Annotated in this window: 16 protein-coding genes and 1 riboswitch; of the genes, 11 read left to right on the top strand and 5 right to left on the bottom strand. The window is 41.9% G+C overall.

Going from position 1 to position 16,544, the window contains the following annotated elements; all coding sequences use genetic code 11:
* Positions 1 to 50: 50 nt before the first annotated feature.
* The 6 genes from gap to MKY27_RS14430 all read left to right on the top strand — a co-directional run bounded on the left by gap (position 51) and on the right by MKY27_RS14430 (position 8,550).
* A complete protein-coding gene (gap, locus tag MKY27_RS14455; protein WP_339173361.1) occupies positions 51 to 1,061 on the top strand; it encodes a type I glyceraldehyde-3-phosphate dehydrogenase in 1,011 nt (336 codons plus the stop codon).
* 286 nt (positions 1,062 to 1,347) lie between these two features.
* Positions 1,348 to 2,532: a phosphoglycerate kinase gene (locus tag MKY27_RS14450; RefSeq protein ID WP_339173360.1), complete on the top strand. Its 1,185-nt coding sequence runs from the start codon at positions 1,348 to 1,350 to the stop codon at positions 2,530 to 2,532.
* Positions 2,533 to 2,648: 116 nt separating this feature from the next.
* Complete coding sequence (tpiA, locus tag MKY27_RS14445; protein WP_339195994.1) at positions 2,649 to 3,410, top strand: triose-phosphate isomerase; 762 nt, start codon at positions 2,649 to 2,651, stop codon at positions 3,408 to 3,410.
* Positions 3,403 to 4,947: a 2,3-bisphosphoglycerate-independent phosphoglycerate mutase gene (gpmI, locus tag MKY27_RS14440; RefSeq protein WP_339195993.1), complete on the top strand. Its 1,545-nt coding sequence runs from the start codon at positions 3,403 to 3,405 to the stop codon at positions 4,945 to 4,947. The genes tpiA and gpmI overlap by 8 nt, the downstream gene beginning before the upstream one ends.
* 72 nt (positions 4,948 to 5,019) lie before the next feature.
* Entirely contained in the window at positions 5,020 to 6,312 is a 1,293-nt protein-coding gene (gene eno, locus MKY27_RS14435) for a phosphopyruvate hydratase (protein WP_339195992.1), read from the top strand.
* A gap of 822 nt (positions 6,313 to 7,134) precedes the next feature.
* Positions 7,135 to 8,550: a DHA2 family efflux MFS transporter permease subunit gene (locus MKY27_RS14430; RefSeq protein WP_339195991.1), complete on the top strand. Its 1,416-nt coding sequence runs from the start codon at positions 7,135 to 7,137 to the stop codon at positions 8,548 to 8,550.
* A 510-nt stretch (positions 8,551 to 9,060) separates the two neighbouring features.
* On the opposite strand, the gene MKY27_RS14425 is transcribed toward MKY27_RS14430, so the two are convergent.
* Entirely contained in the window at positions 9,061 to 9,303 is a 243-nt protein-coding gene (locus MKY27_RS14425; protein ID WP_339173352.1) for a hypothetical protein, read from the bottom strand.
* A 30-nt stretch (positions 9,304 to 9,333) separates the two neighbouring features.
* Positions 9,334 to 10,272, bottom strand: a complete 939-nt coding sequence (locus MKY27_RS14420) for a nuclease-related domain-containing protein (RefSeq protein WP_339195990.1) — start codon at positions 10,270 to 10,272, stop codon at positions 9,334 to 9,336.
* A gap of 170 nt (positions 10,273 to 10,442) precedes the next feature.
* Here MKY27_RS14420 and MKY27_RS14415 point away from each other — a divergent pair, with 170 nt between their 5' ends.
* The gene (locus MKY27_RS14415) at positions 10,443 to 10,691 is read left to right on the top strand and encodes a hypothetical protein (RefSeq protein ID WP_339195989.1); all 249 of its coding nucleotides are present in this window, start codon (positions 10,443 to 10,445) and stop codon (positions 10,689 to 10,691) included.
* A gap of 59 nt (positions 10,692 to 10,750) precedes the next feature.
* Here MKY27_RS14415 and MKY27_RS14410 read toward each other — a convergent pair whose 3' ends face one another.
* Positions 10,751 to 11,362, bottom strand: coding sequence for a hypothetical protein (locus tag MKY27_RS14410; protein WP_339195987.1), 612 nt, complete (start codon positions 11,360 to 11,362; stop codon positions 10,751 to 10,753).
* Positions 11,359 to 12,003, bottom strand: a complete 645-nt coding sequence (locus MKY27_RS14405) for a phosphate starvation-inducible protein PhoH (protein ID WP_339195986.1) — start codon at positions 12,001 to 12,003, stop codon at positions 11,359 to 11,361. The genes MKY27_RS14410 and MKY27_RS14405 overlap by 4 nt, the downstream gene beginning before the upstream one ends.
* A 176-nt stretch (positions 12,004 to 12,179) precedes the next feature.
* Between MKY27_RS14405 and MKY27_RS14400 the strand changes: the two genes are divergently transcribed.
* From MKY27_RS14400 to secG, 4 genes are all read left to right on the top strand, one after another.
* Positions 12,180 to 13,310, top strand: coding sequence for an ABC transporter substrate-binding protein (locus MKY27_RS14400; RefSeq protein ID WP_339195985.1), 1,131 nt, complete (start codon positions 12,180 to 12,182; stop codon positions 13,308 to 13,310).
* 14 nt (positions 13,311 to 13,324) lie between these two features.
* Positions 13,325 to 14,326: an iron ABC transporter permease gene (locus MKY27_RS14395; protein ID WP_339195983.1), complete on the top strand. Its 1,002-nt coding sequence runs from the start codon at positions 13,325 to 13,327 to the stop codon at positions 14,324 to 14,326.
* Complete coding sequence (locus MKY27_RS14390; RefSeq protein ID WP_339195981.1) at positions 14,323 to 15,168, top strand: ABC transporter ATP-binding protein; 846 nt, start codon at positions 14,323 to 14,325, stop codon at positions 15,166 to 15,168. Before MKY27_RS14395 ends, MKY27_RS14390 begins: the two co-directional genes overlap by 4 nt.
* Positions 15,169 to 15,282: 114 nt before the next feature.
* Positions 15,283 to 15,510 carry a preprotein translocase subunit SecG gene (secG, locus tag MKY27_RS14385; RefSeq protein WP_008408959.1) on the top strand — a complete coding sequence of 76 codons (228 nt, stop codon included), beginning with the start codon at positions 15,283 to 15,285 and terminating at the stop codon, positions 15,508 to 15,510.
* A 139-nt stretch (positions 15,511 to 15,649) separates the two neighbouring features.
* Here the strand turns inward: secG and MKY27_RS14380 are convergent, their stop codons facing one another.
* A complete protein-coding gene (locus tag MKY27_RS14380) occupies positions 15,650 to 16,306 on the bottom strand; it encodes a response regulator transcription factor (RefSeq protein ID WP_339199740.1) in 657 nt (218 codons plus the stop codon).
* Positions 16,307 to 16,361: 55 nt separating this feature from the next.
* A riboswitch (cyclic di-GMP riboswitch) is annotated at positions 16,362 to 16,445 on the bottom strand.
* Positions 16,446 to 16,544: the final 99 nt, after the last annotated feature.

The following is a 16,544-nucleotide window of genomic DNA, read 5'->3' as shown; positions in this document are numbered from 1 at the left end:
ATGTTTTTACACATACTATTTTAATAATAAAGTTATTGGAGGAATTACACATGGCATTACAATTAGCAATCAATGGATTTGGACGAATCGGACGTTTAGTATTCCGTGAAGCAATGAAGCACGAGGAATTTGAAGTAGTTGCAGTAAATGATTTAACTGACGCTGGACAGCTTGCACACTTATTAAAATACGACTCAGTACATGGAGTGTATGATGCAGACGTTCAAGCAGAAGAAGATGCATTTATCGTAAACGGCAAACGCATTCAAGTGCTTTCAGAAAAAGATCCTGCGAAATTACCATGGGGTGAACTTGGCGTAGACGTAGTTTTAGAATGTACTGGTAGATGGCGTTCAATGGAAGAAGTATCAAAACATATCGAAGCCGGCGCGAAAAAAGCAATCCTTTCTGCACCAGCAAAAGGCGATATGCCAACATATGTAATGGGTGTTAACCACGAAGATTACGACCCATCACAAGATGTTATTTCAAATGCTTCTTGTACAACAAACTGTTTAGCACCACTTGCAAAAGTATTGGATGAAAAATTCGGCATCAAACGCGGTATGATGACAACTATTCACTCGTATACAAATGACCAACGTATCCTTGACTTCCCGCACTCTGACCCACGTCGTGCACGTGCAGGCGCGGTATCAATGATTCCGACAACTACTGGTGCTGCAATCGCCGTATCAAAAGTATTACCACAATTAAAAGGTAAATTGGACGGTTTCTCAATGCGTGTTCCAACACCAAACGTATCATGTGTTGACTTAGTTGTTGAATTGGATAAAGATGTAACAACAGATTCAATCAATGCTGCATTAAAAGAAGCTTCTGAAGGCGATTTAAAAGGCATTCTTGCTTACAACGAATTACCATTAGTATCAATCGACTACAATGGTAACCCGGCGTCATCTACTATTGATGGTTTATCAACAATGGTAATGGAAGGTCGTATGGCGAAAGTCGTTTCTTGGTATGATAACGAAATCGGCTACTCTACTCGTTTAATGGATTTAGCTTTATATATCGCAAAACAAGGTATTAAAGAATAATAATTCACCTAAATGTGACATACTTTTTCGGAATTAAAGGAAAAGTGTGTCATATTAAAAGGAAACGGGCATAAAAAGTATAGCCTTTAATACATGTAAACCTTATAATAAATAAGGGTAAAAGAGCGGCAGGGACTCACCCGGACCGCTCTTTTTTCGGATATAAGGATAAATATACAAAACAGAGGCGATATCAAGACAGTCTTATCGAATTTTGTTACTATTTTAACTAGCGAGTATACGATCCATAATAATTGACGAACGAGTATGAAGGAGGATTTTCAGTATGTTTTTAAAGAAATCAATGAACGATGTAGATGTAAAAGGAAAACGCGTATTTGTGCGTGTCGATTTTAATGTGCCGATGGATGAGGGCCGCATTACCGACGAAACGCGTATTCGTGCAGCTATTCCAACAATTGAACAACTAGTAAACGCTGGAGCAAAAGTTATTTTAGCTTCACATCTTGGCCGTCCAAAAGGCGAAGTAAACGAGGACATGCGCTTAACAGCAGTCGGCGAGCGTCTTGCGGAATTAATGGACAAGCCGGTTAAAAAATTGGATGAATCAATTGGTTCAGATGTAGAAGCAGCGGTTAACAATATGCAAGAAGGCGAAATTATCCTGCTTGAAAATGTTCGTTTCCATAAAGGCGAAGAGAAAAACGACGAAGCATTGGCAAAAGAGTTTGCAAAATTAGCAGACCTTTACGTAAATGATGCATTCGGCGCAGCTCACCGTGCACATGCTTCAACAGAAGGTATCGCAAAACATGTACCGGCTGTTTCAGGCTTATTAATGGAAAAAGAGCTGGACGTACTAGGAAAAGCATTATCAAATCCAGAGCGCCCGTTCACAGCAATTATTGGTGGAGCGAAAGTTAAAGATAAAATCGGTGTGATTGAAAACTTATTAGATAAAGTGGATCACCTGATTATCGGTGGCGGTTTAGTATTTACATTCGTCAAAGCGATGGGTCACGATATCGGGAAGTCACTTTTGGAAGAAGATAAGATCGAGCTGGCAAAAGGCTTTATCGAGCAAGCAAAAGCAAAAGGCGTTCAACTGCACATGCCGGTTGATGCTGTCGTAGCAAACGAGTTTTCGAAAGATGCTGAAACGCAAGTAGTGGCAATCGATGCTATTCCATCTGACTGGATGGGACTTGATATCGGACCGAAAACTGCTGAAAACTATGCAGAAGTTATTAAACAATCGAAATTGATTATTTGGAACGGACCAATGGGTGTATTCGAAATGGAAAAATTCGCAAACGGTACGAAAACAGTTGCGGATGCAATGGCAACAACAGACGGCTACACAATTATCGGCGGCGGTGACTCGGCTGCAGCGGTAGAAAAATTCGAAGTCGCTTCAAAAATGGACCATATTTCAACAGGCGGCGGTGCTTCATTAGAGTTAATGGAGGGTAAAGAATTACCGGGAATTGTAGCGTTAAACGATAAATAAATCGTTTCGAGGCTGAACTATCTGTTAAAGGTTGGTTGAAGCGGGGTTGGGTGCACGAAAAGCTTTGCCTAGTGGATATCAACCGGACAGAATCTTTTAAAAACGGAGGGTTTTGAATGAGAAAACCGATTATAGCAGGAAACTGGAAAATGTATAAGTCATTTGATGAGGCAGTTGATTTTATCGAAGAAATCCAACAACAGGTTCCTTCTCCGGATAAAGTCGATGCGGTCATCTGTGCACCTGCATTATATTTACCATCACTTGTCGTAGGGGCAGAAGATTCAAGCCTGGCAATTGGTGCACAAAACATGCACTACGAAGATGAAGGCGCATTCACAGGGGAGATCAGCCCGAAAATGCTTTCGAATGTCAATGTCGACTATGTTATTTTAGGTCATTCGGAGCGTCGTGAGCTATTCAATGAAACGGACGAAGCGATCAACTTAAAAGTCCGTGCTGCACTTAATTACGGAATTGTACCGATTATTTGCTGTGGTGAAACATTGGAAGAGCGTGAAGCGGAGCAAACTGAAGCAAAAGTGGCACGCCAAATTACAAAAGCATTAGAAGGCTTTGCTCCAATTGAAGTAGAGCATATGGTCATTGCCTATGAGCCAATCTGGGCAATCGGAACAGGGAAAACAGCTACTGCAGAAGATGCGAACACAGTGTGCTGTGCAATCCGTCTGGCGATTGAAACATTATACGGAAAAGATACAGCTGAAAAAGTGCGCATTCAATACGGCGGCAGTGTGAAGCCTGAAAACATTGAAGAGCTTTTAGCACAAGAGCATATCGATGGCGCATTGGTAGGAGGAGCAAGCCTACAGCCAGCATCATTCATGAAGTTATTGGAGGCGGCAGCAAATGCCTAAACAACCCGTTGCATTAATTATTCTAGATGGCTTTGCCTTTCGCGATGAAGTGAAAGGTAATGCCGTAGCACAAGCAAATAAACCGAACTTTGACCGTTACTGGCATGCCTATCCACATGCGACTTTAACAGCAAGTGGTGAAGCAGTAGGTCTACCAGATGGCCAAATGGGGAACTCTGAAGTTGGACACTTAAATATCGGAGCTGGACGTATTGTGTACCAGTCTTTGACACGTATTCATAAATCCATTAGTGACGGCGATTTCTTCCGTAACGAATCGTTACTGACGGCTGTTGAACATGCAAAAGCACATGGTTCAAAGCTTCATTTGATGGGCCTGCTTTCTGATGGCGGTGTTCATAGCCATTATGAGCATTTGTTTGCATTGTTGAAATTGGCGAAAGCAAATGGTCTTGAGAAAGTATATGTCCACGGTTTCCTTGATGGACGCGATGTCGGTCCAACGACAGCACTTGATTATATCCGTGAAACTGAAAAACAAATGAAAGAAATCGGGATCGGGAAGTTCGCATCGATTCACGGTCGCTATTATGCAATGGACCGTGACCGCCGCTGGGAACGTGTCGGCTTAACGTACAATGCGTTAGTTGACGGGATCGGTCAAACGGCATCTACTGCAACAGCTGGTGTCGAGTCTTCGTATGAACGTGAACTGCATGATGAATTCGTCGTGCCGTTTGTCGTAACAGAAGAAGGCCGACCAGCCGCAACAATCAGCTCAAACGATGCGGTCATCTTCTTCAATTTCCGTCCGGACCGTGCGATTCAGTTATCGTCTTTAATGACGAATGAAAAATTTGACGCGATGCCACGCTCTGAAAATCATCCATCAAATCTGAAATTTGTAACGTTTACACATTACAGTGATGATGTCATTGCGGATGTGGCGTACGAAAAGTACGATTTAGTCAATACAGTCGGTGAGGTTATTTCCAAAGCAGGCAAAACGCAGCTTCGTATCGCGGAAACGGAAAAATATCCGCATGTTACGTTCTTTATGAGTGGTGGCCGTGAAGAGACATTTGCCGGCGAGGAGCGTATTTTAATCGCATCGCCAAAAGTGGCAACTTACGACCTGAAGCCGGAGATGAGTGCGTATGAAGTGACGGATTCTTTACTGGAAGCTATTGCAGCAGATAAGTTCGATGCGATCATTTTAAACTTTGCGAACCCGGACATGGTCGGACATTCAGGAATGCTTGAACCGACGATCAAAGCGATCGAAGCAGTGGACGAATGTTTAGGGAAAGTCGTTGATGCGATTACGGCTAAAGGCGGCTATGCAATCATTACAGCGGACCACGGGAATTCAGATGAAGTCGTGACACTTGATGACAAGCCGATGACGGCACATACGACAAACCCGGTACCGGTGATTGTGACGAAGTCTGGTGTCATGCTTTATGAAGACGGCATTTTAGCCGATCTGGCACCGACAATGCTTGAATTACTTAATATTGCCCAACCTGCAGAGATGACAGGAAAATCGTTAGTTATGCCAAGCGAACAGAATTGATCGCGCGGTTAATTATATAGCTTGTCCTTGTGCAAGCACCTACTAAATTTATCAATAGAGGAGTTTTTTATTATGCCATTCATTACTCAAGTATATGCTCGTGAAGTATTAGATTCTCGCGGTAACCCAACAGTAGAAGTAGAAGTATTCACAGAATCAGGCGCATTCGGCCGTGCTATCGTGCCATCTGGTGCTTCAACTGGTGAATATGAAGCAGTGGAATTACGCGATGGGGACGTAAACCGTTACTTAGGTAAAGGTGTTGAAAAAGCAGTAGAAAACGTCAATACAATTATCGCGGATGAGCTTGAAGGCCAATATTCTGTATTGGACCAAGTGGTAATCGACCAAGCGTTAATCGAACTTGATGGAACAGAAAACAAAGGTAAATTAGGTGCAAACGCAATTTTAGGTGTGTCAATGGCAGTAGCGCATGCAGCAGCTGACTACCTGGACATTCCTTTATACCAATACTTAGGTGGCTTCAACTCGAAGCAACTACCAGTACCAATGATGAACATCTTAAACGGTGGTGCACACGCGGACAACAACGTGGACATCCAAGAATTCATGGTAATGCCAGTAGGTGCTAAGTCATTCAAAGAAGCATTACGTATGGGTACAGAAATCTTCCATAACTTAAAAACAGTATTAAAAGAAAAAGGCCACAACACAGCTGTAGGTGACGAAGGCGGATTCGCTCCAAACTTAGGTTCAAACGAAGAAGCAATCACAGTAATCATCGAAGCAGTTGAAAAAGCCGGCTACAAAATGGGCGAAGAAATCCGTTTAGCGATGGACGTTGCGTCTTCTGAGCTTTACAACAAAGAAACAGGCAAATACGTTTTAGCTGGTGAAGGCGTAGAAAAAACTTCTGAAGAAATGGTTGCTTGGTATGAAGAGTTAACTTCTAAATACCCAATCATCTCAATCGAAGACGGTTTAGATGAAAACGACTGGGCTGGCCACAAGCTATTAACAGAGCGTATTGGCGACCGCGTACAATTAGTTGGTGACGACCTGTTCGTTACAAACACGACGAAATTATCTCGCGGTATCGAAGAAGGCGTTGGCAACTCAATCTTGATCAAAGTAAACCAAATCGGTACATTAACAGAAACATTTGAAGCAATCGAAATGGCGAAACGCGCTGGCTACACAGCTGTTATCTCTCACCGTTCAGGCGAATCAGAAGACAACACAATCGCTGACATCGCTGTTGCAACAAACGCTGGCCAAATCAAAACTGGTGCACCATCACGTACGGACCGCGTTGCGAAGTACAACCAATTACTACGCATCGAAGACCAACTAGGCGCAACAAGCCGTTTTGAAGGGTTAAATTCTTTCTATAATATTAAATAATTGTTTGTGGTAGGAGGGCACTCGCTTTTGGCGGGTGTCTTTTTTTGGGGTGGGGTGGGCGGTTTATTAGAAGAAATGGAGCGTTTATTAGAAGAAGTGTGGGGGATATTAGAAGAACCGGATGAGATATTAGAAGTTCTGTGAATTTGAGGTGGGAGAAAGCTTATTTTCCTGGTGAAAAGCGTGTAGAGAGGGCGTGCCGGGGTTTTATTAGAACATTGGAGAGGTTTATTAGAAGATGGCGGCACGATATTAGAAGAAGCAGACACTTTATTTGAACATCTGAAACACTTATTAGAACAAACCGCATTTATATTAGAAGATCGGCATTTTATTAGAACAAATAAATTTATATTAGAACTTTTCAGGATATATTAGAAAATCCAGAAGAGGTTCAAACAGTGGAAGCTGTAAAAGTGTTCACAATTAGCCTTTTTTAGTGATTAAATATGTGAAAATCTATTGCAAAATAGTTCTTTTTCCTAGCAATGACAATGAAATGAATAGTTAACACTGATATGGCGCGGTTTCTCTAATCGTAGTCAATATTTTTTAAAGAAGAATGGAATCGGTTTCACAAAAATATGTAAAATAATGTCTACAAAACATAGCTCCATAAAAGGGTAATAATGGAATTCCATTGTTCACAATTATAAGAGTCGGTCTAAAAGTTATTACATAAACAATTGAATTTCCAGGAAAAAATTTGATATATTTTAAAACGTGCTTTAAGGAAAATTGGAAGTGAAGCAATTAGAGACGGGTCTTGGAAGTAATTTAGCCGAGACGAAATGGATTTTATAATATAGGAGGAAATAAAAAATGGCAGCACCTTTTTTCGATGTGAAAAGCCCAAAAGGTATGGCGGCTGTTATGATGATCAGCACATTTGTCGGTTTATTTGGTGAAACGGCATTAAACATGGCCTTAACAAATATTATGGATGACTTCGATGTAACGGCACCATCCGCCGCATGGTTAACAACCGGCTACTTATTAGTATTGGCCGTATTAGTTCCACTATCATCATATTTAGTACGCTGGTTTACTACACGCCAATTAGTCGTGACGGCAATTTTGTTGGCTGTAATCGGGTCATTATTAGCAGCATTGGCACCAAACTTTGCAATTTTACTGGTAGGTCGTTTCGTGCAGGCATTTGCAACAGGGATTATTTTACCGCTAATGTTCAGTGTCATCATGATGATTTTTCCGGTACAAAAGCGCGGTGCGGTAATGGGGATAGTAGGGGTCGTCTTAACGGCAGGTCCGGCATTAGGTCCATCAATCGCAGGATTAATCGTAACGTCATTAAGCTGGCGCTATATTTTCTGGATTATGGCGGTCGTTTATATCCTTGTCATCATTTTAGCGTTATCAAAAGTGGACAACGTATCAAATGTAACGCGTCCGAAAATTGATTTATTGTCACTAGTTTGTTCTACATTCGGGTTCGGTGGCGTTGTATTCGCCTTGGCAACACTGGCAGAACAATCGATTACTGAACCAATCGTTTGGGTACCCCTTCTCGTTGGGTTAGTTTTATTAGTCGTATTCGGCGTTCGTCAAACAAAAATGGATGAGCCGATGATTGACTTGTCGGTATTTAAATCACCGATGTTCTCATTAGGGGTCGCATTAATGGTTGCGACGATGTTTATGATTCTTTCAGTGGCAATTCTTGTGCCAATGTTCCTGAAAACAGTTTTAGGTTTCGCAGCATTAACTGCCGGTTTATGCATGTTGCCGGCAAACCTCCTGAATATCATCATGTCACCAATCGTTGGGACAAACTTTGATAAAGTCGGAGCGAAAATCTTCACACGTATCGGCTTTACAATGATTTTAGTTTCAATGATTGTATTTCTGACAACGATTTCAGCAACTACTGCAACGTGGATTATCATTGTAAACTTATGTGTATTCTTCGTCGGGGTATCGATGACAATCATGCCGGCACAGACAAATGCGATGAACTCGCTGGCGCCACAGAAATTTGCTGACGGGTCAGCCGCACTAAACACGTTAACGCAAATCGCCGGTGCTTCAGGTACAGCGATTGCGATTACAATGTACACAATCGGTCAGCAAAACTATATCGATAAATTCAGTAACGCTTTGCCAGCTGAGTTTTTAGCGCACGGTGTTCACTTAGCGTTCATCGTCGTGACAGTCGTTTCGGTATTGGGGTTGGTTGGTTCGTTCTTCGTTAAGAACAGCAAGCCGGTTGGGAATTGAATGAATAGATTTAGATTACAGCATCGGGAGGGGATTCCGGTGCTGTTTTTTTGTGGGGGGGAGGTTTTATTAGAATAGAAGAACTGCGGGGGTCATTAGAAGGTCCGAGAATTTGGGGGCGAGTAGGATGACGGGATTTTATTAGAACAATTGAGTCAGTTATTAGAAGAAATGGAGGACATATTAGAAGAACTAGAATAGATATTAGAAGTTCCGTGAATATGAGGTGGGGGAAAGCTTATTTTCCCGGTGAAAAGCGCATGGAGAGGGCGTGCTAGGATTTTATTAGAACAATCGAGTGGTTTATTAGAAGATGGCGACACGATATTAGAAGAAGTAGATGCTTTATTTGAACATCTGGAACACTTATTAGAATAAACCGCAATTATATTAGAAGATCGGCATTTTATTAGAACAAATAAATTTATATTAGAACTTTTCAGGATTTATTAGAAAATGAAAAGACCCCGCTTACTAAATGAAGGGGGTCTGCACCTTTTGCCTCTCAAACTACCGCTCAATGTCCGAAATTCCTCGAATCGCTTTTCTCAAAATCTCATTTTCTACTTCCAGTGCACGTATTTTCTTTTCGTACGCAGACTTAATTTTTTCTGCTTCGCTTGCGGGGACCAGCGAGTCGCGGTGTTCATTTACCGTTGAAGGACCGACATCATAACGCCCGGCAATATCTGCAACCTGTGTATCTTCTTCTGCAACGGATTTCATAATGCGCTTGCTTTGTTTTTCCTTCATATTCTCCACGTCCTTTTCAATATTGTACATTTACTCAAACTTCTCCGGAATCATATAATACGTTCCTTTATTTACCCCATGCTTTTCCAAACCGGCTTTCCCCAACAGTTTCGAAGCGGTGTGGATACACGAAATATTAAAAAACTCACGGAACTCTTTATTTGTTATACGAGGGCCGACTAAAATTCGGTATTGCAGAAAAGTTTCGAACAACGCGTCTTTACTTTTCACTCCGCAAACAGGACAAGTAAAGTAGCCTTGCCTGTAATGCATTTCATTCGCATAATCGCACTCCTTACAAAGAACACCATTACGTAGCCGGTGCCTTTCAATTGTCCGGCGAGGGGGGAGCTGTTCGTAAAGCTGCTCTAATTGGTTTTGCAGAAAAGTAATATTTGCACGAGGGTTCGGATGCTGCCGATACAGTTTTTCGATAAATCTCGGGATGCCGCTTATATGCATAATCGGAAAATTGGAAAGGGAATGGTCGAGTGTTGCGCGGTGATTGGCAAGCACGACGATGTGGTAAACGGGGATGGAAATTTGCCACGCTTTCAATTGATGCTCCAAAAAAAGCTGGTGGCGGTATGCCTGATCAAACGGGTTCGGGAAGTTTTCAGTGACATTTTCATGGACGCGGGAAAATTCATGGAGAGCGGGTTTGTAAAATAGGGTGCCGGACATTTGTTTCACTTCCATGACGACAACAAAGTGCGACGTAATGAGCAAAGCGTCCATTTGATGGGTAAAACCTTTTGAATTGATGCATTCGAAATTATAAAAAATATGGGAAGCGGATTTGAAATGATAGTCCGAGAGTAACCTTTTCAACTTCTGTTCGCCCGATAAGCCGGCCTCCAACCGGTAAAATTCCTGCTCGATTGCCGGTGCGTCCAAATCATCCATTTTCATGCGGTTCAACAATGTTTTGACAAATAAATAATGCCTTGATTGCTGCAAGATTTTCACCTCCTCCTTTCACTATAGCGAATATAAATCGAGAAGAAAATACAATGCCTGAAAATAACTTTTTGCGGTGAAAATTACAAAAGATGTTTTTCTTTTATAAATCGGGGAAACATAAAGCATACACCAAAGGAGGCTATTTCATTATGAAACTAAAAAAGACACCTACTCTGATGATGACATTGTTACTATCATTATCGCTTGCGGCATGTAATGATGAGGACGATACGAACATCGACAACAATGTCGACGACGGTACTAATGACGGTCTAGTAGATGACAACAATGATGATACGAATGTTGAATTAGATGTTGATGACAACATCGACAACAACGATGACAACGTAGAAGATACTTTAGATGACGATACAGAAGTTGACGGCGCTGTTGATGACAATAAAGATGACAACAGCAACGACTAATTAAAACGAATAAAAAGCATGGCACCCGTAATAAATTGCGGGTACCATGCTTTTTTCAATTAAATTTCCCCGAACGCTAACCAAGGGAAGAATCCGTCCATGAATTTCTCCGTTGCCGGCATGAAATACGAACCGAAGTGGAAGTCCGGATCAAGTGTTGTCACGATCCAAGTGCCTTTTGAACTTACTTTATCGACATACAATAATGAACCGCCGTCCTTCATATCAATCAGTGACTGCATGCCTTCCTGTAAGTGGAATACACCATGCTGATGCCATGTGCAGCCAGCTTCATCCAAGAAACCGTCACGGAATAATGGGTAACCCGGTGCGACCATACGTAAACCGCTGTCGGCATCTTTTTCAAGCCACCACCAGAAGTTCGTCGGGCGCGTTTCCCAGTTTTGGCCAGGAATCCATTGCCACGGCTGAGGTCCAAATGCTACGACAACACCGCCATTATCCGCAAAGCGTCGGATTGCAGGTGCTGCTTCCAACAATAATTTATTGTGCAATTGAGAAGGCACAATCAGTACATCCATTCCTTCCAAATCTTCTTCGACAAAGCGCGGTAAATAGATGATTTTCTCGAAGTACTGCTTGAATTTTGGTGTATTGAATGTCACGTAATGAGGCGCGTGCCCACTATATAATACGGCTATTTTTCTCATGCTTCAGATCCTTCTTTCAAACGTAGTAATTCTTGATCAAGCCAAGCTAAAAATTGTGGTGCGATCAGCTGAGTCGAGTTTTCACCAGTTGCATAAGTCAGGAAATCACGGCATGATGCTGCAACAACCGTTCCTTTTGTTGCCGTGCGATCAATGAAAACAATCGGTGTGCCGTCCGTAAACTGCAGCACGATTTCCGACTCCTTGTTGACTACCGGATGCGAGCCGCGCGCATAAAATCCGGAAACGCCTTTACGGTATGTAAGTTCCATCATGTCAACACCTTCATAAAATGTACCTTCAGCTGCAGGCTCCATTACATAATCCGCGTGTGACTTAATTTCCTTTGGCATGAACAGCCCGGCACCTGGCAGCCAAGGACGGAAAATATGTGTATTGGCAATAATAATTTTCCCTTCATTTAAGAAGTTTTCAATCACTTGTTTGTGCTCATTAAGATGTTCCTGATCGATAAAGTCCGTTACGACCATCACATTGAACCCGGAAAGGTCGGCAGTCGAAATTTCATACTGGTCGATGAATGTGACATGGTCCATTGGTTCATTAGAAACGTTCATAGCACGTCCCTCTAAGCTGAATGCATGACCGCCATCCAGTTTTACAATTTTATATTCAGACATAAAAATCTCCTTTAATCCTGTAAATTTAATTAATTGATACAAATTCTCATTTGTAAACTGAATTATCATTGACAATGAAAATCATTATCAATTATACTCAATCTCGAATGGAAATCAAATAATATTTTATTAAAATAATAAATTTCGTGAAAACGAAAGATTAAGGAGAGGAAACAATGGTAGGACGTAAAGCAATTTTGACAACGCTTGCACTCGCTTCAATGGCGCTAGCAGCATGTTCAGATAATGAGGCAACATCATCAGCTTCAGGTGGAGAGGATGAAACGACGGCAGAAGAGAAAATCGTCATTGATCAGGCGGGGACAGAAGTAACGATTCCTGCTGAAGTGAACTCGATCGTATCAGGCGGGATTTTACCGTACTTCCATACATGGTATGTCGCAACAAATTCGGCAAAAGAAATCGTCGGAATGCACCCGAATTCATACAATGCAGCTGAAAACTCGATCTTATCGAAAATGGCTCCGGAAATTTTGAATGCGGATACATCATTCGTACAAAACGGTGAAATGAACGTTGAGGAATTAATGAAAATTAACCCGGATGTGTTCTTTGAAATTGCAACAGATGAAAAATCAATCGAGCAGGCACGTACTGCAGGCATCAACACGGTAGCGATTAAAGCGATTGATGCAGCGGCAGCAGAGCCACTTGCAACATTCAACAGCTGGTTAAAACTGACGGGTGAAATTGCGAGCACAACAGAACGCGCGGACAATTTTATCGAAATCGGTACAGATGTACAAAACGAAATTTATGAAAAGATCGATAGCTTAAAAGCAGAAGAGAAACCGAATGCGCTTATGTTGTATCAATTATCCGAACAGGCGATTACAGTTGGCGGTAAAAACTTCTTCGGGAATCAATGGCTGAACGCAACAGGGGCGAATGACGTTGCGGAAAATGATGTAACAGGACGAAAAGATGTGAATATGGAGCAAATCTACAACTGGAATCCGGAAATCATCTACATAACGAACTTCACAGAAATCCAGCCGGAAGATTTATATAACAACACAATTCCAGGTCAGGACTGGAGTGAAGTGGAAGCGGTGAAAAACAAGCAGGTGTATAAAATTCCGCTGGGGATTTATCGCTGGTTCCCGCCAAGTGGTGATGCACCGTTAATGCTGAAATGGTTGGCAAACAATAACCAGCCTGAACTATTCGACTATGATATGAACGCTGAAATTAAGAGTTACTATAAAGACTTTTACGGATATGACGTAACGGACGAAGAAGTAGAGCAAATTCTGCACCCATCTTCTGACGCTGCGAAGTATTAGAACGAGGGACTGTTATGAAAAAGTGGAAAAGTATTTTACTGTGGGTATTGCCGCTTGTTCTTGCGATTGTTTCACTTGGCATCGGCCGGTTTGAAGTCGATTTTGTAACGGTGGTGAAAATCCTTAGTTCGCATATTTTTCCGGTAGAAGAAACTTGGACACAAATGGAATATAACGTAGTCATGACTGTTCGGCTCCCGCGTATTATCCTCGCACTATTAATCGGTGCGGGGCTTTCCATTTCAGGAGCCGCATTCCAGGGGATGTTCGCCAATCCATTAGTGAGCGCGGATATTTTAGGTGTCGCCGCGGGTGCCGGTTTTGGTGCTTCTATCGGGATTTTACTGTTTGGCAATGGTTATGTAACACAAGGTTTTGCGCTCGTCTTTGGTTTAGCAGCTATCGTATTTACGTATATGATTGGCGGGTCTGGGCGCAATATGCCGATTTTTATGCTCGTACTGGCAGGGGTTGTGACAAGTGCGTTGTTTAATGCATTGATTTCGTTAACGAAATTTGTGGCAGACCCGGAAGAAAAGCTGCCTGCAATTACGTATTGGCTAATGGGAAGTTTGGGAACAGCTTCGTACCGCGATTTATGGACAGCAGGACCGATTATTTTAGTCGGGATGTTCATTTTACTTGCACTGCGCTGGCGCATTAACTTACTGACATTGCCGGATGATGAGGCGAAGTCGTTAGGGATCAATGTTGTACGCATGAAGTGGCTCGTTATTGCAGGGGCGACACTTTGTACAGCGGCAGCCGTTGCTGTTGCAGGGATTGTCGGCTGGGTCGGTTTAATTATCCCGCATATTGCAAGGATGTTTGTCGGTAGTAATAATGAACGCGTACTGCCGATGTCGATTGCACTGGGCGGGGCGTATTTACTCATTATCGATACATTGGCCCGCTCGGTAACAGCGGCGGAAATTCCGTTGTCGATTTTAACGGCGATTGTCGGGGCACCGTTCTTTGCTTATCTTTTACGTCGTACAGGAGGTAGCTGGTCATGAAAATAGAAGTACGTGAAGGCAACTTCTGCTATGCGAAAAAGAAGGAAGTGAAGCCGTTCATATATGAATCGAACATTAGCTTTACGCTGGAGCCGGGCAAGATTATGGCAATACTCGGTCCGAACGGTGCTGGGAAAACAACACTGTTAAAATGTATTACCGGGTTGCACGACTGGCGGGTTGGTGAAACATTTATAGATGATGTGCCGCTTCAGAAAGTTTCGCAAAAAGAATTATGGAAGAAAATCGGATACGTTCCGCAGGCACATAAAATGGTGTTCGGCTTTACGATTGAGGACTTAGTAGTAATGGGGCGTGCTCCATATATCGGTTCATTGTCTAAGCCACGCAAGGAAGATTACGAAAAAGCACATGAGGCATTGAATGAAGTTGGCATTGTGCATTTGGCGAAAAAGTCATGCAATGAAGTGAGCGGCGGGGAACTGCAGCTGGCGTTAATCGCACGGACACTCGTATCAAATCCGGAAATTTTAATTTTGGATGAACCGGAATCGCATCTGGATGTGCAAAAGCAGGTTGTCATTTTGGAAACATTAAAACGTTTATCGAAAGAGCATAATATTTCATGCATTATAAACACGCACTATCCGAACCACGCTTTTTACTTGGCAGACCAAGTATTGATGATCGCAAAAGAGAAAAAGGCGGTGATCGGTGCTGTTCATGAAGTGATGACCGAATCGCGGATGAAGGAGTACTTCAATATTGAACTGCGCAAACTGATTTTTGAAGAAGCGGATCTGCTGTTTGAAACGATGGTGCCGCTCGCATTGGCGGCGAAGCGAAATATAAGCGAATGCCGTTTCAACAATTTTGAATAAGAATGGATATTGTTGGATAAAATATGATGTTCATTTCCAAGAAATATTGTAATGGCGGCCTCCTTTTGATATACTATTTTGTATTGTGACGTCCATGTCTGGGAGGTGGAGCAAATGCATACGTTATTTACAGTATTACTTATTATCGTAGCGATAGCCTTAATCGTAGTAGTATTATTACAATCAGGTAAAAGCGCAGGTTTATCAGGTGCCATCTCTGGTGGAGCTGAACAACTATTCGGTAAACAGAAAGCTCGTGGAATGGATCTAGTCCTACACCGCACAACAATCGTTCTTTCTGTTGCTTTCTTCGTATTAGCATTAGCGATTACGAAATTCTAATCAGATTGAAATTAAATGCCTAACCAAGCTTAGTTGCTCGGTTAGGCTTTTTTCTTTTGTTTAGTTTTTTACAAAAATGAATTGCAGAGCGTTTGAATTTTCAAACGCACTTCAAATAAGAATTACTTGATTAATCATATTAAAAAGCGACTACATCCTGTTTAAATTGAACCAATCCTGTTTCGTTCGCAAAGAGCGCAACTTGAGTACGATCACCAAGCTCCAATTTTGATAATACTTGGCTTACATGCTTTTTCACCGTGTTTTCCGTTATATAAAGACTGTGGGCTATTTGTTTATTGGAATAGCCCATCCCTAGTTTTTGCATTACTTCTTTTTCCTTAGTCGTGAGGAGCGCAAGACGGCTATCATCTATTGAAGACTCCTTTTGTGTTTGTATAAGCTTATCAATTAAGTCGGGATCATAATATTTCCGTCCCTTTTTAATAATTTGCATGGCATAAATAAGTTCTTCTGGATGTGAATTAAGTGAAATGTATCCAACTACGTCCATTGCCATTGCACGTTGAAACGATTCATAGTCCTTTGAGAAGGTTAGAATCGCGAATTTGCAAGTGCAGCCTAATTTCCGTGCTTCATTGATCAATGTTAATCCACATTCGTCTCCTATTTGAAAATCAATAATAGCCAAATCCGGTGTTTCTTTTTGAAGCAATTCAAGAGCTTCTTGTGTATCGCTGGCTTCTCCGATAATTTCCGATTTATCATCCGACGACAAAATGGAAATTAATCCTCTACGGATGATTGCTTGATCATCTACTAATAAAATTTTCATCAATAAACTGCCTCCTCACTCAAATAAAAAGAGTGCTCTTAACAAATGTTTTCAAATGTTGTGAGGCCGGTTGCACCACTGACTCCATACATCCAAGGTGCCCAATTAAAGGATGTACTTCAAAGTCTCCCATTGTAAAACGGTTTTACTGTAATTAAGTAGTATATCTATTAGAAGGAAAAAAGAAGGAATTTTCAGAATTATGGCTGCGGAATTTACAGTATATAAAATATTTGAA

Source organism: Solibacillus sp. FSL R5-0449, assembly GCF_037975215.1.
Taxonomy (GTDB): Bacteria; Bacillota; Bacilli; order Bacillales_A; family Planococcaceae; genus Solibacillus.
Note: the sequence above shows the minus strand (reverse complement) of the source record. Positions and strands in the feature narration are given on the sequence as shown.

Bases quoted from the DNA above. Each gene is read 5' to 3' on its own strand.
- gap (WP_339173361.1), top strand. From the start codon at position 51: ATGGCATTACAATTAGCAATCAATGGATTTGGACGAATCGGACGTTTA.
- MKY27_RS14450 (WP_339173360.1), top strand. From the start codon at position 1,348: ATGTTTTTAAAGAAATCAATGAACGATGTAGATGTAAAAGGAAAACGC.
- tpiA (WP_339195994.1), top strand. From the start codon at position 2,649: ATGAGAAAACCGATTATAGCAGGAAACTGGAAAATGTATAAGTCATTT.
- gpmI (WP_339195993.1), top strand. From the start codon at position 3,403: ATGCCTAAACAACCCGTTGCATTAATTATTCTAGATGGCTTTGCCTTT.
- eno (WP_339195992.1), top strand. From the start codon at position 5,020: ATGCCATTCATTACTCAAGTATATGCTCGTGAAGTATTAGATTCTCGC.
- MKY27_RS14430 (WP_339195991.1), top strand. From the start codon at position 7,135: ATGGCAGCACCTTTTTTCGATGTGAAAAGCCCAAAAGGTATGGCGGCT.
- MKY27_RS14425 (WP_339173352.1), bottom strand. From the start codon at position 9,303: ATGAAGGAAAAACAAAGCAAGCGCATTATGAAATCCGTTGCAGAAGAA.
- MKY27_RS14415 (WP_339195989.1), top strand. From the start codon at position 10,443: ATGATGACATTGTTACTATCATTATCGCTTGCGGCATGTAATGATGAG.
- MKY27_RS14410 (WP_339195987.1), bottom strand. From the start codon at position 11,362: ATGAGAAAAATAGCCGTATTATATAGTGGGCACGCGCCTCATTACGTG.
- MKY27_RS14405 (WP_339195986.1), bottom strand. From the start codon at position 12,003: ATGTCTGAATATAAAATTGTAAAACTGGATGGCGGTCATGCATTCAGC.
- MKY27_RS14400 (WP_339195985.1), top strand. From the start codon at position 12,180: ATGGTAGGACGTAAAGCAATTTTGACAACGCTTGCACTCGCTTCAATG.
- MKY27_RS14395 (WP_339195983.1), top strand. From the start codon at position 13,325: ATGAAAAAGTGGAAAAGTATTTTACTGTGGGTATTGCCGCTTGTTCTT.
- MKY27_RS14390 (WP_339195981.1), top strand. From the start codon at position 14,323: ATGAAAATAGAAGTACGTGAAGGCAACTTCTGCTATGCGAAAAAGAAG.
- secG (WP_008408959.1), top strand. From the start codon at position 15,283: ATGCATACGTTATTTACAGTATTACTTATTATCGTAGCGATAGCCTTA.
- MKY27_RS14380 (WP_339199740.1), bottom strand. From the start codon at position 16,306: ATGAAAATTTTATTAGTAGATGATCAAGCAATCATCCGTAGAGGATTA.